The organism is Polymorphospora rubra (genome assembly GCF_018324255.1).
GTDB lineage: Bacteria > Actinomycetota > Actinomycetes > Mycobacteriales > Micromonosporaceae > Polymorphospora > Polymorphospora rubra.
In genome coordinates this window covers 455,458-474,208 of record NZ_AP023359.1, presented here as the reverse complement: position 1 = coordinate 474,208, position 18,751 = coordinate 455,458, and the positions used below count along the sequence as shown (strand labels likewise).

Here is an 18,751-nt window from a genome sequence, read left to right as displayed (position 1 = left end):
GGTCGGGGTCGGGCGTGCGCAGGGCCGGGCCAGGCCAGACCCCGACAACGGCCCACCCATCACGGCCCCTCGGCCGCAGGCTCGGACGGCCCTTGCCCGCAACCCCGTTCCAACCCGACACGGATCGGCGAAGCAATCGGCGGACCGCAGTAGACCGCAACTCACGGCGCGAGTCGACCGAGCGCCGCCGCACCGTCTGGAGCCCGAGGACATGCGGCGAAGCCGTCATGCCCGCAGGGCGAAGACGGTGCATAGGGCGGCGCGAAGCGGAGCGAGCCGCCGAGGCGAAGCCGAGGCCAGCCAACTCAGCCAGCCAACTCAGCCCCGCAGTTGTTGGAGGGTGGCGATGTCGGTGGCGTGGCCCTCGCTGGGGGTTTCCACGATCACCGCGACGCCCGCGGTCGCCGGGTGGCGCATCAGTTCCGCGAACGCCGGTTCGCCGATCGTGCCCTTGCCGATCGTCTCGTGCCGGTCGCGGGTCGACCCACAGGTGTCCCGGGAGTCGTTGGCGTGCACCAGCCACAGCCGGTCGTCGCCCACCGCCGTGACCAGCGAGTCGAGGGTGGCGGTCATTCCGCCCGGGCTGGCCAGGTCGTGTCCGGCGGCCCAGGCGTGGCAGGTGTCGAAGCAGACGCCGAGCCAGGGGTGCCGGTCGACGGCGTCGAGGTACGGACCGAGGTGTTCGACCTTCGACGCCAGTGAGCGGCCGCCGCCGGCGCTGGGCTCGACGAGCAGTTTCGGGGCGCCGTCGGCGGCGGCCCGGTCGAGGAGGGGAAGCAGTGCTTCACGTACCTGCCGCATCGCGGTGTCGGCGTGGGCGGCGTCGACGGCGCTGCCGGCGTGGAACACGACTCCGGCGGCGCCGATGGCGGTGCCGCGCCGGAGCGCGTGTGCCAGGGTGGCGACCGAGCGTTCGACCGTGGCGGGGGTCGGTGAGCCGATGTTGACCAGCAGCGAGGCGTGGACGTACGCCGGGATGCCGCGTTCGGCGCACCCGGCCCGGAACAGTTCGTCCTGGGCCGGGTCGCCGGGCGGCAGCGCCCAGCCGCGCGAGTTGCCGACGTAGACCTGTACGGCTTCGGCGCCGGCGGCGTCGACGTACGGCAGGGCCGCTTTCGCGAGGCCGCCGGCGGTGGGTGTGTGGGAGCCGACCGGCCGGGTCACCGGCATGTCAGAAGCACCCGATGGCGATCTCGGTGCCGGGCGGCACCTCGGAGTTCTCGCCCGGCTGCTGGTAGGCGACGGTGCCGTTGGGGTTGAAGTCGACGCGTACGGTCAGGCCCTGTGCCTCCAGGGCGGCCTTGGCCTGCGGGCACGGCATGCCGATGACCCGCTGGACGACGACGGCCGGTGGCCCCTTGCTGACGTCGATCTTGACTTCGGCGCCGCGCTCCACGCCCGACCCGTCGGCCGGCTCCTGCCGCAGGACCTGGTCCTTCGGCTGGTCGGAGTCGACGTACGACTCGCGGGCGACCAGGCCGAGCCCGGCCAGGGTGGTGCGGGCCTCGGCGACGCTCTTGCCGACCAGGTTGGGGACGGTGATCGGCGCCCGGCCCTTGCTCACGAAGACGGTGATCTCGTCGCCGGGCTTGACCTCGGCGCCGACCGCCGGGTCGACCGCGATGACGGTGCCCTCCGGCAGGTTGTTGTCGTACCGGTCGGCGCCCTTGGTCACCTTCAGTTGGGCGTTCTCCAGGTCGAGCTGGGCCAGGTCGAACGTCTTGCCGACCACGTCGGGGACCTGGAAACGTTCCGGCCCGAGCGAGAGGACGAGCGTGATGGTGCCGCCCTTGAGGATCCGTTCGCTGGTGGGCGGGTCCTGGCTGAGCACCGTGTCGCGTTCGACGTTCTCGTCGTGCCGTGGGTCGCCGTACGTGATGGTGAAGCCGCCCCGGGCGGCCTGTTCCTCGGCCGCGGCCTTGGACATGTTGACCAGCTCCGGGGCCACCGTGTAGCGGCCGACGCCGAACCACCAGCCGCCGATCGCCGCCACCAGACCCAGGACCACGATCGCGGCGGCCACGGCCGTACGGCCCCGGCGGTCGCTCATCATGACCCGCCACATGGCCCGCAGGCGGTCGGGCAGCGGCGGGGTCTGCTCGGGCTCGGCGGCCCGCCGGCGGCGCGGCGGCTGTGGTGCGGCGCCGGCGGCCGGTGCGGCGCCCTTCTGGTCGGGCAGTCGGGCCCACGACGGCCGGTCGGCGGTCTGTACCGACGAGACGACCATGGTGGGCTGGGCGACCTGACGTAGTAGGGCCGTGTTGACGCTGGCGTTGCCGAGGTCGTCGCGGGCGCCCTGCACCTCGGACAGCAGCGCCCCGGCGTCGGTCGGACGTTCGCCGGCGTCGCGGCGGGTGGCGCGGGTGACCAGGTCGTCGAGCACCGACGGCAGGCCGGGCACGAACTTCGACGGCGGCGGTACGTCCCGGTCGACGTGCTGCCAGGCGACGTCGACCGGCCGGTCCCCGTCGTACGGCACCCGGCCGGTCAGCATCTCGAACAGCACGATGCCGGCGGAGTAGACGTCGCTGCGCGGGTCGGCCCGGCCCTCGGTGACCAGTTCGGGCGCCACGTACGCGACGGTCGCCATCAGCTGGCCGCCGTTCTCCTCGTCGGCGCTCGCCTCGACGGCGCGGGCCAGCCCGAAGTCGGCGACCTTGACGACGCCGTCGATGAGGTTGCCGGCCCCGCCGCTGGGCGCCTCGGCGACCAGTACGTTCTCCGGCTTCACGTCGCGGTGCACCAGACCGGCCCGGTGCGCGGCGGCGATGGCGGCGAGCATCTGGTCGAGGATCGCCAGCGCCTCGCCGGGGTTGAGCCGGCGGCGCTCGACGAGGATCTCGCGCAGGGTGCGGCCCCGGACGTACTCCATCACCAGGTAGGGCAGACCGTTGTGTACGCCCTGGTCGTAGACGGCCACCACGTTCGGGTGGGTGAGCCGGGCGATGGTCTTGGCCTCGTCGGTGAACCGGTCGACGAATCCGGCGAGCCGCGCCCGGGCGTCCGGCGCCTGGGTCGGATGGATGATCTTGAGAGCGACGGTGCGCTCGAGCCGCTCGTCCGTCGCGGTGTACACGGTCGCCATGCCACCACGGGCCACGCGCCCGCGGATGCGGTAGCGCCCGTCGATCAACGAGCCCAGCAGAGTGTCGGCGACCTGAATGTCCATCGGCAGGCAGTCTATGTGTCGGGTGGGTGACGGCAGAACAGGATGCCACAGCCGGTACCGAAGCGGTATGGGACGCGCCGCGCCGTGAGCGCGGGCGGACCGGCCGTGACGGCTGTCAGCCCTGGTCGGGCGTTGGCTGCGGGCTGGTCTCACCGGTCGGGCTCACCGTCGGCGACGCGGTCGGCGACGTCGTCGGGGAGCCGCTCGGCGATGTGGACGGCGTGGGGGTCGGCGTCGGCGACGCGGTCGGTGACGGCGGCGGCCAGGTCGGTGGAGGCGGGCTGGCCGCCGTCGGCGTCGGATCCGGGCACTCACAGCTCGGTGTCGGGCGCGGACCGGACTCCTCCGGCGTGCGCGACGGCTGCGCCGGGTCCGGCGTACCGGACGGCTCCGCGCTCGGACCGGCCGAGGTGGCCGGGCCGGTGCCCGGCGCGACCGGAGGCGCTCCCGAACCGTCCTGCGGCGCGTGGCCGCCCTGTTCCGCCACCGCCGGCACCGGGCCGGGCGAGCCGCCGGCCCGCTCGTCGCCCGTCGTGTCCAGGCTGCCGACCATCAGGTACGTCCCGGCCGTACCGGCGACGGCCAGCGCCCCGATCGACGAGGCGACCAGCAGCCGGCCGGGCGCCGCCGCGCGGGCCGGGCCGGCCGGGTCCGGCCGGGCCGCAGCCGCGGCGCCGTCGGACCGGACCGGGCCGGGCCCGCGGCGGCCCAGGTCGTATCGCAGCGATCGCCACGCGCCGGCAAGTTCATGGCGTACGCCCCGCCAGTTGCTCACGTCGAGGATCCTTCCGGCGGACGGCCCGAGGGGTACGGGACCGCCGCGCGAACGGGCGCGGCCGGCGCCGGACGGGACACCGGGCCGCGCGGGACATGGGGGAGGGCGAGGGGTGCCGACCGCAGGGTCGGTGGTGCGGGCCGGCGACGGCGTGACAGGGTGACCGGGTGACCGATTCCGTACCCACCGCCTCCGACGTCCCGGCGCGGGAGTGGCTGACGCTGCCCGCCGTCGCCGAACTGCTGGACATCACGATCAGCAAGGTGCACCAGATGATCCGCGAAGGCGCGCTGATCGCGGTGCGGCGCGACGGCATCCGGATGGTGCCGGCGGAGCTGGTGGCGAACCGCACCGTGCTCAAGCACCTCCCCGGCATCGTGACCGTGCTCCGTGACTCCGGGTACAACGACGAAGAGGCCCTGCGGTGGCTGTTCACGCCGGACGACACCCTTCCGGGTACCCCGGCGGTCGCGCTCGGCGGTGACCTGGCGACCGAGGTCAAGCGGCGCGCGCAGGCGCTCGGCTTCTGACCCGGCGCATGGGACATTTCGCCTACCTGGCGGTGCTCGCGGGGTGCCTGCTCGCCGCCATCTGGCTCGAACCGGTGTTCCGGGTCAACGTGCTGCGCCGGTGGCGCCGGCTGCTGCTCACCCTGCTGCCGGTCGTGGTCGTCTTCGTCGCATGGGACCTCGCGGCCATCGCCGCCGGCCACTGGAGCTTCGACCCCGACCAGATCACCGGGATCATGCTGCCCGGCGGGCTGCCCGTCGACGAACTGCTGTTCTTCATCGTCGTACCGGTCTGTGCGGTGCTCGGCTTCGAGGCCGTCCGGGCCGTACTGCGGTGGCGGGCCGGGGACGAGGCGTGACCTACACCGCCGCCGCGCTCGTCGGCGTACTCGGTGCGCTCGTCGTCGACCTGTTCGTGCTGCGTACCCGGCTGGTGCTGCGTGGCGTCTTCTGGGCGACGTACCCGATCATCGTGTTCTTCCAGCTGCTGTCCAACGGCGTCCTCACCGGACGGAACATCGTCCGGTACGACCCGGACGCGATCGTCGGGCTGCGGATCGTGTACGCCCCGGCGGAGGACCTGCTCTTCGGCTTCGCGCTGATCCTGCTGACCCTGTCGACGTGGGTGTGGCTCGGCCGGCGCGGCGTGCAGCGCACCCCGGTGGCCGGCGAGGGCAGCCGGGTCCTGAAACTGCTCCGCCCCGACCGCGACACCTGACCCCCGCCGCTGACCCCCGCTGCCCGCCCGCCCGCCCGTCGCCCCCGCTCCCCGCTCCCCGCTCCCCGCGATCTTGCAGTTGTCTCCCCCTTTTGTCGCGTTTGCCCGGCGACAAGTGCAAGATCGCGGGGAGGGAGGGGACGGGGGACGGGGGACGGGACGGGGACGGGGGACGGGAGTGGGGGTAAGGGGCGTGGGGGGCGGGAGAGTGAGGGGTCAGACGGTGCGGCGGGTGGCGGCGACCGCCAGGTCGACCAGGGTCCGGGCGGCCGTCGGCTCGACGTCCCCGGCGGCCAGCGCGGCGAGCGCGGTGTCGGTCAGTTCGGTGATCCGCCGCTCGGTGCGGTCCAGCGCGCCGCTGTCGACGATGACCGCCCGCAGCCGCTCGATCCCGTCCGCGTCGAGGTCCGGGGCGCCGAGCCGCCCGGCCAACTCGGCCCGGCCGGCGTCACCGGTCGCCTCGAAGGCGGCCGCCACCAGATAGGTGCGCTTGCCCTCGCGCAGGTCGTCGCCGGCCGGCTTGCCGGTCACCGACGGGTCGCCGAAGACGCCGAGGACGTCGTCGCGCATCTGGAACGCCTCGCCCAGCGGCAGCCCGTACGCCGAGTACGTCGCCCGCAGCGCCGCCGGGGCACCGGCCAGCGCGGACCCGATCAGCAGCGGCCGCTCGACGGTGTACTTCGCCGACTTGTAGCGGGCGACCTTGCCCGCCCGTTCGACCGACGTGTCCCCGGTGACCTGGGTGAGTACGTCGAGGTACTGCCCGACGGTTACCTCGGTGCGCATCTCGTCGAAGTCCGGCCGGGCCCGCGCCACCACCTCGGGGCGAGCCCGCAGCGGTGCAGCAGTTCGTCGGACCAGACGAGGCACAGGTCGCCGAGCAGGATGGCGGCCGAGTCGCCGTACCCGTCGGGGTTGCCCTGCCAGCCGGCGGCCCGGTGCTGGCCGGCGAACCGGCGGTGCACGGCGGGCTCGCCGCGCCGGGTGTCGGAGCGGTCCATCAGGTCGTCGTGGATGAGCGCGCTGGCCTGCACCAGTTCGAGCGCCGCGAGGCCGGTGACGACCTGGTCGGAGTCGGGGGCGCCGGCGCCGCGGTAGCCCCAGTAGCCGAACGCGGGGCGCAGGCGTTTGCCGCGCAGGAGGAAGGCGTCGAGCGCGTCGGCGACCGGGTGCAGCGCCGGGTCGACGTCGCTCATCCAGGCCCGCCGGCCGGCCAGGAAGTCGGCGAGCGCCCGGTCGATCCGCCGGCGCAGGTCGGCCCGGTCGACCGGGGACGACGGGGCGTGTTCGGCCGAGGGTACGGGGTCGACGTCGGTCACGCCATGACGCTAGCCGCCGCCGTCGGCCGCGCCGCCGCCACCCACACCTTCCCCGCGATCATGCAGTTGTCTCCGCCTTTTGTCGGATTTGTCGGGCGATAAGTGCAAGATCGCGGAAAGGGGGCGGGGTGGTCGAGAGGGAGCCGGTACGATCGCGGGGTGTCGCTCGGTCTTCCCTCCGTACTCCCCACGTCGCAACCGTCGATCGGGGATCTGATCCGCGCGCCCGGCCCGACCTTCTCCTTCGAGTTCTTCCCGCCGAAGGACGCCGACGGCGAACGGTTGCTGTGGCGGTCGATCCGCGAGCTGGAGCCGCTGCTGCCGTCGTTCGTCTCGATCACCTACGGGGCCGGCGGCTCGACCCGCGACACCACCATCGCGGTGACCGAGCGGATCGCGACCGAGACCACCCTGCTGCCGATGGCCCACCTGACCGCGGTCAACCACTCGATCGCCGAGTTGCGCAACATCGTCGGCCGGCTCGCCGCCGCCGGCATCCGCAACATGCTGCTCGTCCGCGGTGACCCGCCCGGCGACCCGACCGGCGAGTGGGTCCAGCACCCGGACGGGGTCCTCTACGCCGAGGAACTGGTCCGGCTGGTCCGCGAGTCCGGCGACTTCAGCGTCGGCGTCGCCGCCTTCCCGTACAAGCACCCCAGGTCGCCCGACATCGAGAGCGACACCGAGCAGTTCGTCCGCAAATGCCGGGCCGGCGCCGACTTCGCCATCACCCAGATGTTCTTCGACGCCGACGACTACCTGCGACTGCGTGACCGGGTCGCCGCCACCGGCTGCGACACCCCCATCGTCGCCGGCGTGATGCCGGTGACCCGGATGGGCACCATCGAACGCTCCGAGAAACTCTCCGGCGCCCCGTTCCCGAAGGCCCTCGCGGCCCGCTTCGAACGCATCGCCGACGACCCGGTCGCGGTCCGCAAGCTCGGCATCGAACTCGCCGGCGAGATGTGCCAGCGACTCATCGACGAAGGCATACCCGGCATCCACTTCATCACCCTCAACCGGTCGACCGCCACCCGCGACCTGTGGCAGCACCTGCGGGCCGGCGTACGGGTGTGACACGCCCGGGCCCGCCACCTGACCCGCCGTCCGACGGTTGAGCTGTGGTGGGCACCGCGCTGCTGAACTGGGACGACTACGCCCGCACCTGGGCCAGGCTGCACGGCGGGTTCGACCCGCGTGACGCCTCGGCGGTGGTGCGCGGCTGGCTGCGGCTCGCCTACCGGCTCGGCCGGATCCTCGGCCGGATCCGGGTCCGGCCCACCGCGGTCACCTTCGTCGGCGTCCTGCTGTCCGTCGGCGTACCCTTCTTCGCCCCACGCGGCGTCGAAGGGCCGCTGATCGCCGCCGGCTTCGTGCTGCTCGGTGCCGTCGCCGACAGTGCCGACGGTGCCGTCGCGGTCGTCACCGGCCGGGTCACCCGGATCGGATACGTCTACGACTCGTTCGCCGACCGGCTCGGCGAGGCCGCCTGGCTCGTCGCGTTCTGGCTGGTCGGCGCCCCCGGCCCGGTGGTCGCGGCCGCCGGCGGGCTGTCCTGGCTGCACGAGTACGTCCGCGCGCGAGCGGTCGGCGTCGGCATGAAGGAGATCGGCGTGGTGACCATCGGGGAGCGGCCGAGCCGCGTCTCGGTCGCGATCGTCGGCCTGCTGGCGGCCGGCGGCATCGGGTTCGTCGACCCGGACCTGGCCGCCGGCACGATGACCCTGGCCACGGTCGTGTGGGGCGTGATCGCCCTCGGCGGCCTGCTCCAGTTGCTCGGCGCCGTCCGCCGCGCATTGGGCAACGCATAGCTCCCCGGCCACCCGCCCCCACCGGGGACACCCCGCGTGGCGGGCTTCCGTTGATCAAGGAGTTGTCGTGGGCGACACGCCGCGACACACCCCACGACTTGTCCTTGATCAACGACCGAGGGGGCGCGGGGCGGCGCGGTGGGGCGGTGGGACGAAAGGCGTCAGGCGGGGCCGATCTCGGCCGCTACGATCTGGGCCGACAGGGCCACCATCGGCAGGCCGCCGCCCGGATGCGCCGACCCGCCGACCAGGAACAGGCCCTGCACCGGGCCGCGGTTCGCCGGCCGGAGCAGGCTGCCGGCCGTACCGTAGATCGCCCCGCCCGGGGCGGCGGTCGCACCGGCGAGGTCGGCCGGGGTGCGTACCTCCCGGAACAGCACCCGGTCCCGGACGTCGACACCGCGCGCGGCCAGCACGTCGAGCACCCGGTCGGCGTACGCGTCCGCCAGCCCCGGCCGGCGCCAGTCCACTCCGGACAGTGAGCGGGCCTGCCGGGGCGCGTTGACCAGCACGAACCACGCCTCGTGGCCGTCCGGCCGGACCGCCGGGTCGGCGGCGACGGTGACGAACACGGTCGGGTCGGCGGCCGGCCGGGCCGGCACACCCCGCCCCGGATCGCCGAACACCGCGTCGAACTCGGCGTCGTAGTCGGCGGGGAAGAACACGTTGTGGTGGGCCAGCTCGGAGTCGCCGCGTACGCCGAGCAGCAGCACGAACCCGGCCAGGCTGCGGTCGGCGAGCCCGGCCAGCCGGCGCGGGCTCGGCAGCAGGTCGCGGTAGACGGTCTGCGCGTCGACGTTGGCGACCACCACGTCGGCCGGCAGCGGGGCGGACACGCCGGCCAGCCGTACCCGGTGCACCCGGCCGCCGGCGGCGTCGATGCCGGTCACGGTTTCCCCGGTACGGACCTCCACCCCCAGGTCGAGGCAGCGGGACAGCAGCGCGTCGGCGAGCGTGCCGAGGCCGCCGCGCAGATACCAGCCGCCGAAGGCGAGTTCGGCGTACGGCACGGCGACCAGTGCCGCCGGCGCCCGGCGCGGGTCGGCGCCGGTGTAGGTCGCGTACCGGTCGAGCAGCACCCGCAGCCGGGGGTCGCGCAGGTGCCGGCGGCCGAGCCCACGCAGCGTGGTGCCGGGGGCGATGGCGGCGAGGTCGCGCAGCCGCCAGGCCAGCGGTGCCAGGGCGAGCGGCGAGTCGACGCTGCGACGCAGGATGTCCCGCCACGACGCGTCCCAGACCCGGCCGGCCCGCCGCCACAGCCGGCGCCAGTCGTCGGCGGCGGTCGGGCCGAGGGCCGCCGCGATCCGGCCGGCGAAGGTGTCCGGGTCGGCGCACGAGTCGAGTTTGGTGCCGTCGGCGAACGTGTGCCGCACGATCGGGTCCAATGGCACCGGATCGAGCAGCCCACCGAGGTCGAGGCCGCCGGCCGGGCCGCCGGTGGCGGCGAACAGGTCGGCGAAGACCTGCGGCAGCGTCAGCAGACTCGGGCCGGTGTCGAAGTGGAACGTGCCTTCCGGCGTCGTCCGGGTGTAGCGGCCGAGCTTGCCGCCGACCACACCGGACCGCTCGACGACGGTCACCCGGTGTCCGGTCGCCGCCAGCCGGGCCGCCGTCGCCAGCCCGCCGACCCCGGCACCCACCACCACGACCCGCGCCACGACCGTCCGCCCCTCCGTCCCCGCCGGGCCTCAGGCCACCGGCCGGCCGCGCCACGACAGCTGCCGCCGCCTGCGCAGATGGTACGACCGCGCGATCAGCCACCCGAACAGCACGACCGACACCGGGTGCGCCAACGCGTCCGGGAACGCCCGCCCCCCAGTCGCCCGCGCCGCCACCACCCGGCCGGCCACCCCGGCCAGCCACGCCGCCCCACCGGCCAGGGCCACCCCGAACCGGCCGGTGGCAGCGGCCGCCAGGCCGAGGACCGGCGGTACGGCGTACAGCAGAAGGAGCGTGACCACGACGGCGGCGGCGCCGGCCGGCGAACCGAACGACGCCCACATGCTCTTGGTGTAGCCGGCGGCCAGCTCGCGCCACGAGGTGTACATCCGGCAGTCGGCCAGCCCCGACCCGTCGGCGAGCGCGATCCGGCCGCCCGAGCGTTTCACCGTCCGGCCCAGTTCGATGTCCTCCAGCACCCGGTCGCGGACCGCCGCGTGCCCGCCGGCCCGGTCGTAGCCGGCCCGGTCGACGACCAGCAGCTGCCCGCCGGCGGCGGCCAGCGACGGGCGCGGCGAGCGTTCCATCGCCCGCAGCGGCAGGAACGTCAGCCACGACCACTGCAGCAGCGGCTGCACCAGCCGCTCGCCGGCCGACCCGGCGAGGATCCTCGGGTACGGCGTCAGCAGGTCCGCCGCCGCGTCCCGCAGGGCGGCGACGGACGCGGCGACGGCGTGCGGGGCGAGGACGACGTCGGCGTCGACGAAGACGAGCACGGTCGCGTCCGGGTCCGCGTGCCCGGCGAGCTGGTGGCAGGCGTACGGCTTGCCGAGCCAGCCGTCCGGTAGCGGTGCCCCGGACAGCAGCCGGACCCGGGGGTCGTCGCCGGCGACGGCGCGTACCGCGTCGGCGGTGCCGTCGGTGGAGTTGTCGTCGAGGACGACGATCTCGAGCCGGGCCACGCCCCGCTGGGCGAGCAGGGACGTGAGGCAGGGCGCCAACCGGGCCGCCTCGTCGCGCAGCGGCAGCAGCACGGCCACCGCCTCGTCGACGGGAGCCGGGTCGGTCGGCGGGCGGCGCAGCCACCTCGTCGCGTTGACCAGCGTGTGCAGGGTCAGCCCGGTCACCGCGACGGCGAGTGCGACCGCCAGCGCCGTCACGCGCCGACCCGGCCGGTGCGCCGGTCGCGGGCGGCGGCCCGGGCCAGCACCACCGCCAGCGGTACGGCCACCACCGCCATCGTCGCCGCACCCCACACCGCCGAGGCGGGCAGGTCGAGGAAGACCGCGTGGGCGAGCACGCTGGAGCCGTACGTCCACAGGTAGAGCGCGTACATCGGCCCGTCGCCGGCCCGGGTCACGCGGGCGGCCGGCGCGGCGACCGTCGCCAGTGCCGTCATCATCGCCAGCCCGACCAGCAGCCAGCCGACGTAGTTGCCGACCGGGATGCCGGGCAGCCCCGGCAGCGCCGGCGTCGGATCCTGCCACGTCCAGTAGCCCTCGGCGACCATCTGCGGATCGAGGAACAGGTCCCAGGTGGCCAGGCCCAGCGCGGCCAGCACCACCCGGCCGGGGCCCGGGCCGACCAGCCGGACCGCGGCCAGCCACGCCGGCCACGCCATCCAGGTCCAGGCCAGCGGGATGATCACCGGTACGCCGAGCAGCTTCGGCCCCAGCTCGCCGGAGTAGTCGTAGAAGCCGAACGGCACCCCGGTCGCGACCCCGACCGCCTCGACCGCCAGCCCGCCACCGGTCGCCACCAGCACCAGCGCCGCCGCCGTACCCGGCCCCCTGGTCAGCAGCGCGTGCCCGACCGACAGCAGGTAGCCGAGCACGACGGTGGCCACCGTCAGCCGGGCCCGCGCGGTGCCGTCGGTGAGCGGGTAGCCGATCTGCGCCAGCACCAGCACACCGAGCAGCAGCCACGGCAGCCCGGCCCGGACCCTGGTCACTGGGGCGGCGGCGACGGCAGCGGCAGATCCCGACCGAGTACGGCGAACGCCCGCTCGTCACCGGGGAAACGGAAGTCGCGCAGGATGTCGACGAACCCGAACCGCCGGTAGAGCCGCCACGCCCGGGACCGCTGCTCGTCGGCCTCCGGAGTGGACAGCAGCGTGGTCGCCCCGTTCGCCATCGTCAGCAGCGCCCGCAACTGCCGGGCCCCCAGACCGTGGCCCTGCGCCTCCGGCCGGACGTGCAGTTCCACGACCTCGAAGCAGTCGACCAGCCACCGCCGCCGCCCGGGTTCGGCCAGCGCCCGGCGTACCTGGTCGTGCCACCACTGGCCGCTACCGGACGTGTAGCCGTAGCCGAAGCCGGCCAACTGCCCGTCGGTGGTCAGGGTGGCGACCGCCCGGAACCCGGGCCGGCGTACGTGGGTCGCGATGTAGCCGCGCCGGGCCTCCAGCAACTCGGCCCGGTAGCCCATCGCCTCGCCGTAGACGGTCACGACATCGTCCAGCCGCCGTACGAGATCGTCCGGCTGCCACGACACCAACCTCACGCCCGCTCCTCACGTCCGTACCCGGTCATCCTCCGCCGGCCCCGCCCGAACCCGTCGCGGTCCAGCCGAGCACCGCCCGGTCACCGACGACGTCGCACACCTCGAAGCGGGCGAACAGTTCCTCGGCGTACCACCGCTCGACCGGGGTACGGGTGATCGCCGCCCGGTGCTCCGGGTGACGGTACGCGAACTCCACGAGATCCGTCGCGCTGCGCCATACGCTGACCGTGCCCTGCCAACCGACGGGTGCCTCGCCGATGCCGAAGCGGGCGAGCAGCCCCGGCGCCCCGTGCAGCGCCCGCGCCACCGGCGGAACCGCACGCCAGAACGTCAGTGCCCGGGCCGGCCGCAGCCGGGCCCGGGTCAGGGCGAGCACCGGCCCGCCGGTCGCCCCGCCGGGCGGGTCGCCGAACGGTCGTACCCCGGACCACTCGCCCCGGCTGGTGACCGGCCGCAGGTCGACGCGTACGCCGGCGGTGGCGATCCGCCGCCAGGACCGGGCGACCGGGCTCCCGTCGAAGCCGGCCGCCGCCGCCGGGTCGTCCCAGACGGTGACGGCGGCCCAGCGGGTCGGGTCGGCGTCGGCCGGCCCGAACCCGGTCCCGGTGCCCGTGCCGAGCAGCTTGCCGAACCGCACCCCGGGCAGGGCCCGCAGCCGCCGCGGATCGACCGCCATCCGGAGCAGTGCCCGGGGCACCGCCCGCCGCGGAACCCGCCACACGTGCAGCGTGACCAGTCCGGGTACGCCCCCGCGCTCGGTCACGTGCCTCCCTCGCTGCGCTCGGTCACGTGGCCACCTCGCTGCGCTCGGCGGCCCCGTGACGGGTGCTGAGTTTGCCGGTTCCCTCGCTGCGCTCGGTCACGCCACCTGGGCGGGCGTGCCGGCGGTGATCCGGACCAGTTCGTCGTACGTCGTCGGGAAGACCGCCCGGGGTACGCCGCCGGCCGCCCACACCTCGCCGTACCCGGCCAACGCCTTGTCGACGAGGGTGCGTACCGGCCCGGGGTGGCCGAGCGGGGCGACGCCGCCGATCGGCTGGCCGGTGTGGGCGCGTACGAACTCCGGGGTGGCCCGCCGCAGCGCGGTCACCCCGAGGTCGGCGGCGACCCGGGCGGTGTCGACCCGGTGCGCGCCGGAGGTCAGCACCAGCAGCGGTTCACCGTCGGCGTCGAAGATCAGCGAGTTGGCGATCTGGCCGACCTCGACGTCGAGCGCGTCGGCCGCCGCGGCCGCGGTGTGGACCGCGTCGGGCAGCATCCGGACCTGGCATCTGGCGCCGGAGCCGTCCCGGGCGTCGGCGTCGTCCAGCGCGTCCTGCACCGCTTGGACGTTCGGGTGTGCCTGCATGTCCCTATCTTGCTCGGTCGCCCGCCGGCGCCGGGTGCGGGGCGGTCGTCGGATCGTCGGCCCGGGGCGGAAAGGGTGGACCAGCCTGTAACCCCAATAGGGGCATGTCGGGGTTATGATTCCGGCGTCGGATCGGGCGAGGGGGCGTACGTGGGCGGACGGGTGCTGTTGCTGGCCACGAAGGACACCATGGCGTACTCGCGCCGGCCGGGCCACGAGGCCGTCGCCGACGGCGCCGGCCTGCTCCGGACCGTTCCCGCGCGACTGCTCACCGCCGAGGTGACCGTCGAGGACGTGCTGTGCGAGCCGAGTTGGGACACGACCCCGGCGACGATGCTGGCGCTGGCCCGCCGGGCCCGCGCCGCCATCCTCGACGAGGGGTACGCCGGCGTCGTGATCACCCACGGCACCGACACCCTGGAGGACACCGCCTTCCTCACCGACCTGCTCGCCGGGGAGGCGGCCCTGCGCGGCGGGATCGTCCTGACCGGCGCGATGCGACACTTCGACGACCTGTCCGCCGACGGCCCGCGCAACCTGGCCTCGGCGATCACCGCCGCCGCCGACCCGGCCCTGCCCGGGGTCGGCGTGGTGGCCTGCCTCGACGACGAACTGCACGCCGCCCGCTGGGTCACCAAGGTGGACGCCACCGGCGTGGCGGCGTTCAGTTCCGCGCCGTTCCCGGCCCTGGGCCGGGTCGTCGACGGCCGGGTCGAGATGCTGGCCGCCCGGCCGTCGCGGCCACCCGCGCCCGCCGGCGAACCGGAGTCCGACGTCGCCCTGATCAAGACGTACCCCGGCATGGACCCGGTGCTGCTCACCGCGGTGGTGGACGCCGGCGCCCGCGGTGTCGTACTGGAGGGCACCGGCCTGTCCAACATCCCGGCCGGCCTGCTCGGCACCGTCGCCGACCTGGTCGAGTGGGACATCCCGGTGGTCGTCGCGTCCCGGTGCCGTACCCGGGGTGTCGACCTCGACGAGCTGTCTCTCGGCGCGCAACTCGCCGGCCGGGTGGGCGCGATCGGCGCGCGTGGGCTGGCCCCCGGCAAGGCGCGCAGCGCCCTGATGGTCGCCCTCGGCCCGACCGGCGGGGTGCGGGCCGCCCGCGACTGGTTCGCCCGCCTCGAACCGTAGCCGTCAGCGGTTTCCGCGCGTCACGTGGCGGGGTCGATGCCCGCTCCGCCCCGGCCACCCCGTCCCGGCCCGACCGTCCTGCCCTGGCCCGCCCCGCCGTGCTGCCACGGCTCCGGCCGCCTCCGGGCGACTCCGCCGTTTCCCGGACCGGGGAGGTTGTCGCGGTTGGCCTTGCGTTTTTGTCGCAGGGGAGGTGTACAGTCTTCAGTAGTTAGAACGCGTGTTCGATTCGATCCTCTTGATTGGGTCGGCCCGGCCGAGCCTCCGGGTCGAGCCCGACAGGGGACGTTTTCGGGGACGGTTCTGGCACCCGGGAGGAGCGATTCGCGGCGCGACTTCCGGATGTGCGGTGACGCGCGACCGCACAGAGGGACTGGGTCTTCGCGAGACCGGGCCCGACAAAGGCAGGACCGTTGTCCGCCGCCCCCGACCCCCGGGCGGCGGACAACGGGCCCGCCGGCACGACCGGCCGGGTGTGGTGTGGGGAAGCTTCGCGCCCGGCCGGTCGACCGCCGCGGGCCGGCCGACCGGCGTCGGCGGCCGGCGGCGTACGGAATTGCGACGCGGAGGAGAGAGTCCATGGCGACCAACTCGGCACCCCTGGTGCCGGCCCACGTGCTGCCGCACCGCACCCCGACCCAGCTGCTCACGATCGCCCGCCAGGGGCTGGCCGCGGCGGCCCGCACCCGCCCCGACGGTCTGCGCTACGCCGCCGCCCACCTGGCCGCCCTGCGGGCCGCCGCGGCGATGCTCGCGGCCCGGGCCCGCCCGGCGCCCACCCGCCGCAACCGGATCACCAGCGTCTGGGCCCTGCTCGTGCTGGTCGCCCCCGAGATGGGGGAATGGGCCACCTACTTCGCCACCGGCGCCACCAAGCGCGCCGCCGCCGAGGCCGGCATCCCCCGGGTGGTGACCGCCCGCGAGGCCGACGACCTGCTGCGGGCCGCCGAGCAGTTTGTCGGCCTCGTCGAGGCGACGCTCGGCGTGGCCCACCAGCCGGCCATCGACGGCCTGCCCGGCGACCTGGCGGCCTGAGCGCCCGCACCGACAAGCCGAACCCGCACGACCTCACCAGAGAGCACAGATGGCTGACCTCGCGCGCCTACGGGCGCTGGTCGGACAGACCGATCCGGGGCTGGCGGTCGACGACCGCCTGCCGCTGCCGGCACCGATGCAGCCGCTGCTCGGCGGGCGGCTGAGGCGTGGCGCGGTGGTCGCCATCGACGGTGGGGACGGCCGGACGTCGCTGGCGATGATGATGCTGGCCGGAGTGTCGGCGGCGGGCGGCTGGTGCGGTGTGATCGGTCTCCCGTCGTTCGGTCACCTGGCCGCCCAGGAGTTGGGCATCCGGCTGGAGACCCTGGCGCTGGTTCCCCATCCCGGTGCGGCCTGGGCTGAGGCGGTCGGGGCCCTGGTGACGGGCGCGGACGCGGTGCTGGTCGACCCGGCGGTGCAGGTGCCCGGCGCGCTGGCGCGCCGGCTGGCGGCAAAGGCACGCCAACACCGCTGCACGCTGTTCACGCTGGGGTCGGCCTGGGAGGGCAGCGATCTGCGGGTGTCGGTGCGCCGCCAGGAGTGGTTCGGCCTGGGGCAGGGGCGGGGCCGGCTGCGTAGCCGTCGACTGGCCATGGCCGCGTCCCACCGCCCGCATGCCGAACTGGTCCTGTGGCTTCCGGACGAGGTCGGGCGGGTCCGCGTCGTCCAGGAGGTGGCGGCGCCGGTCCGGCTGCCCGTGGGTGGGCGGCACGCGCAGGCGGGCTGACGAGCCCGCAGGAGTTCGTGATCGTCTGCGGGCCAGGCGTTCCCGGCCCGGCGTGTCGCACGCCTGAGCCGCAGACGATCGAGGCCGCACGGGCGCCGAGAAGCTCTGCGGCCGTCTTCTCCCAGGTCATCCCGCTGATTTGGAACGTGTGTTCTAATCTGTTGGTCGCCGGTCGAGGGGGCCGGCCGGGGGTGCGTCGGGGGTGGAGTGACGGTGGGTGTGCCGGTGCGGACCATGTTCGTCTGGTGCCCCGACTGGCCGGTCATCGCCGCCGAGATCGTCGACGGCACCCCGGCGTCGACCCCGGTCGCGGTTCTGCACGCCGGCCGGGTCGTCGCCTGCTCCGAGGCGGCCCGCGCCGACGGGATCCGGCGCGGGCTGCGCCGGCGCGAGGCCCAGAGCCGCTGCCCCGGACTGACCGTCGTCGACCACGACCCGGGCCGGGACGCCCGCGCGTTCGAGCCGGTCCTCGCCGCCGTCGAGGAGGTCGCCGTCGGGATCGAGGTGATCCGGCCGGGCGCGTGCGCGCTCGCCGCCCGTGGCCCGGCCCGCTACTTCGGTGGCGAGGAGCCGGCCGCCGAACGCATCGTCGAGCACGTCGCGCAGGCGTGCGCCGTGGAGAGCCAGGTCGGGATCGCCGACGGGGTGTTCGGCGCCGGCCTCGCCGCCCGTACCGGACAGGTCGTGCCGCCCGGCGACACCCCGCGCTTCCTCGCCGGGCTGCCCGTCGAGGCCCTCGGCCGGCCGGCACTGGCCGACCTGTTGCGCCGGCTCGGGGTGCGTACCCTCGGCGACTTCGCGGCCCTGCCCGCCGCGGACGTCCTGGCCCGGTTCGGGTTCGACGGGATCCTCGCCCACCGGCTCGCGGCCGGTCGCGACCACCGCCCGCTCGCCGCCCGCCGGCCGCCGCCCGACCTGGCGGTGACCGAGACGTACGACGAACCGCTGGAACGGGTCGACGTGGCCGCGTTCGCCGCCCGGTCGCTCGCCGAACGGCTGCACGACACGCTCGCCGGGCACGGTCTGGCCTGCACCCGGCTGGTCATCGAGGCGGTCACCGCGCACGGCCAGGAACTGCAGCGGGTCTGGCGGCACGACGGACTGCTGACCGCGGCGGCGATCAGCGACCGGGTCCGCTGGCAACTCGAGGGCTGGCTGACCACCGCCGGCCGGCGACCCGGCGCGGCCGGTGCCACGGCGTCCCGGCCGACCGCGGGGATCCTCCGGCTGCGGCTGGTCCCCGACGGTGTGCTCGCCCACGTCGGCCTGCAGCCCGGCCTGTGGGGGAGACCGGCGCCGGACGCGACCGGGCACACCGGGCGCTGAGCCGGGTGCAGGGCATTCTCGGCCCGGAGGCGGTGGTCACCCCGGTGCTCGGCGGCGGCCGGTCACCCCACGACCAGGTACGCCTGGTGCCGTGGGGCGACGAGCGGGTGCCGACCCGCCCCGGCGACCCGGCGGCGACCCCCGGCCTTCCGGCGCCGCCCGCCGCCGCACCGGCCGGAAGTGCGCCGCCCGCCGCCACGCCGCCCGCCGCCACGCCGGCCGGGAGTGCGCCGGCCGGAAGCGCGTCCGCCGCCCCGGCGGGCGGGATCGTGCCGGCCACCGCGGTGCCGGCGTCCGGTGCGGCGGCACCGGCCGGCCCGGCGGGCCGGCGGTCGGGCGGCGCCCGACGGGCTGCCGGCCGGCCCCGGGCGACGGCCGGGCCGGTGCCGCCGTGGCCGGGCAGCCTGCCGGCCCCGCACCCGGCGGTCGTGCTGCCCGAGCCGCTGCCCGCCGCCGTCCACGACGCGGCCGGCGAACCGGTCACCGTCAGCGCCCGGCTGGCGGTCAGCGCCCCACCGGCCCGGATCACCGTCGGCAGCGGAACACCGGTCGGGATCGTCGGATGGGCCGGGCCGTGGCCGGTCGACGAACGCTGGTGGGCACCGGCCGAGGCCCGCCGCCGGGCCCGCTTCCAGGTGCTCCTCGCCGACGGCGGCGGGCTGCTGCTCTCGCTGTCCGGCGGCCGGTGGTCGGTGGAGGCGGTCTATGACTGAGCGGCG

The 18,751-nt window shown here is 75.3% G+C and carries 17 protein-coding genes and 2 pseudogenes; 9 read left to right on the top strand and 10 right to left on the bottom strand.

Annotated features, from left to right (window positions below):
* Positions 1-318: 318 nt before the first annotated feature.
* The 3 genes from Prubr_RS02080 to Prubr_RS02070 all read right to left on the bottom strand — a co-directional run bounded on the left by Prubr_RS02080 (position 319) and on the right by Prubr_RS02070 (position 3,944).
* Complete coding sequence (locus Prubr_RS02080; protein WP_212821045.1) at positions 319-1,170, bottom strand: deoxyribonuclease IV; 852 nt, start codon at positions 1,168-1,170, stop codon at positions 319-321.
* 1 nt (position 1,171) lies between these two features.
* Positions 1,172-3,169, bottom strand: coding sequence for a Stk1 family PASTA domain-containing Ser/Thr kinase (pknB, locus tag Prubr_RS02075; protein WP_212821044.1), 1,998 nt, complete (start codon positions 3,167-3,169; stop codon positions 1,172-1,174).
* A gap of 115 nt (positions 3,170-3,284) precedes the next feature.
* Positions 3,285-3,944 carry a hypothetical protein gene (locus tag Prubr_RS02070; RefSeq protein ID WP_212821042.1) on the bottom strand — a complete coding sequence of 220 codons (660 nt, stop codon included), beginning with the start codon at positions 3,942-3,944 and terminating at the stop codon, positions 3,285-3,287.
* Between the two features lie 167 nt (positions 3,945-4,111).
* Between Prubr_RS02070 and Prubr_RS02065 the strand changes: the two genes are divergently transcribed.
* From Prubr_RS02065 to Prubr_RS02055, 3 genes are read left to right on the top strand one after another with little or no spacing between them, the layout of a single operon-like run.
* Positions 4,112-4,474: an Rv2175c family DNA-binding protein gene (locus Prubr_RS02065; protein ID WP_212821040.1), complete on the top strand. Its 363-nt coding sequence runs from the start codon at positions 4,112-4,114 to the stop codon at positions 4,472-4,474.
* An 8-nt stretch (positions 4,475-4,482) separates the two neighbouring features.
* A complete protein-coding gene (locus Prubr_RS02060; protein WP_212821038.1) occupies positions 4,483-4,812 on the top strand; it encodes a lycopene cyclase domain-containing protein in 330 nt (109 codons plus the stop codon).
* Positions 4,809-5,171 (top strand): lycopene cyclase domain-containing protein, encoded by a 363-nt coding sequence (locus tag Prubr_RS02055; RefSeq protein WP_212821036.1) that lies wholly within the window; start codon positions 4,809-4,811, stop codon positions 5,169-5,171. Before Prubr_RS02060 ends, Prubr_RS02055 begins: the two co-directional genes overlap by 4 nt.
* 216 nt (positions 5,172-5,387) lie before the next feature.
* Here Prubr_RS02055 and Prubr_RS02050 read toward each other — a convergent pair.
* A pseudogene (locus Prubr_RS02050) lies at positions 5,388-6,367 on the bottom strand (polyprenyl synthetase family protein).
* Positions 6,368-6,649: 282 nt separating this feature from the next.
* On the opposite strand from Prubr_RS02050, the gene metF reads away from it, so the two are divergent.
* On the top strand, positions 6,650-7,567 hold the full coding sequence (gene metF, locus Prubr_RS02045) for a methylenetetrahydrofolate reductase [NAD(P)H] (protein WP_212821034.1): 918 nt from the start codon (positions 6,650-6,652) through the stop codon (positions 7,565-7,567).
* A 44-nt stretch (positions 7,568-7,611) separates the two neighbouring features.
* A complete protein-coding gene (locus Prubr_RS02040; protein WP_212821032.1) occupies positions 7,612-8,301 on the top strand; it encodes a CDP-alcohol phosphatidyltransferase family protein in 690 nt (229 codons plus the stop codon).
* Between the two features lie 161 nt (positions 8,302-8,462).
* Here Prubr_RS02040 and Prubr_RS02035 read toward each other — a convergent pair whose 3' ends face one another.
* The 6 genes from Prubr_RS02035 to Prubr_RS02010 form a co-directional block, all read right to left on the bottom strand.
* On the bottom strand, positions 8,463-9,959 hold the full coding sequence (locus Prubr_RS02035) for a phytoene desaturase family protein (protein WP_212821030.1): 1,497 nt from the start codon (positions 9,957-9,959) through the stop codon (positions 8,463-8,465).
* Between the two features lie 30 nt (positions 9,960-9,989).
* The gene (locus tag Prubr_RS02030; RefSeq protein ID WP_212827349.1) at positions 9,990-11,111 is read right to left on the bottom strand and encodes a glycosyltransferase family 2 protein; all 1,122 of its coding nucleotides are present in this window, start codon (positions 11,109-11,111) and stop codon (positions 9,990-9,992) included.
* 5 nt (positions 11,112-11,116) lie between these two features.
* Positions 11,117-11,911, bottom strand: a complete 795-nt coding sequence (locus Prubr_RS02025) for a carotenoid biosynthesis protein (protein ID WP_212821028.1) — start codon at positions 11,909-11,911, stop codon at positions 11,117-11,119.
* Positions 11,908-12,462, bottom strand: a complete 555-nt coding sequence (locus Prubr_RS02020) for a GNAT family N-acetyltransferase (protein ID WP_212821026.1) — start codon at positions 12,460-12,462, stop codon at positions 11,908-11,910. The genes Prubr_RS02025 and Prubr_RS02020 overlap by 4 nt, the downstream gene beginning before the upstream one ends.
* Positions 12,463-12,487: 25 nt before the next feature.
* Positions 12,488-13,225: a monooxygenase gene (locus tag Prubr_RS02015; RefSeq protein ID WP_212821024.1), complete on the bottom strand. Its 738-nt coding sequence runs from the start codon at positions 13,223-13,225 to the stop codon at positions 12,488-12,490.
* 96 nt (positions 13,226-13,321) lie between these two features.
* Entirely contained in the window at positions 13,322-13,810 is a 489-nt protein-coding gene (locus Prubr_RS02010) for a YbaK/EbsC family protein (protein WP_212821022.1), read from the bottom strand.
* Between the two features lie 150 nt (positions 13,811-13,960).
* On the opposite strand from Prubr_RS02010, the gene Prubr_RS02005 reads away from it, so the two are divergent.
* The 4 genes and pseudogenes from Prubr_RS02005 (at position 13,961) to Prubr_RS01990 (ending at position 18,745) form a co-directional block, all read left to right on the top strand.
* Positions 13,961-14,944, top strand: a complete 984-nt coding sequence (locus Prubr_RS02005; protein ID WP_212821020.1) for an asparaginase — start codon at positions 13,961-13,963, stop codon at positions 14,942-14,944.
* A gap of 579 nt (positions 14,945-15,523) precedes the next feature.
* Entirely contained in the window at positions 15,524-15,979 is a 456-nt protein-coding gene (locus Prubr_RS02000; RefSeq protein ID WP_212821018.1) for an SAV_6107 family HEPN domain-containing protein, read from the top strand.
* Positions 15,980-16,028: 49 nt separating this feature from the next.
* Entirely contained in the window at positions 16,029-16,706 is a 678-nt protein-coding gene (locus tag Prubr_RS01995) for a hypothetical protein (RefSeq protein WP_212821016.1), read from the top strand.
* Between the two features lie 234 nt (positions 16,707-16,940).
* Positions 16,941-18,745, top strand: a pseudogene (locus Prubr_RS01990) (DNA polymerase Y family protein).
* The last annotated feature ends 6 nt before the right edge of the window (positions 18,746-18,751 follow it).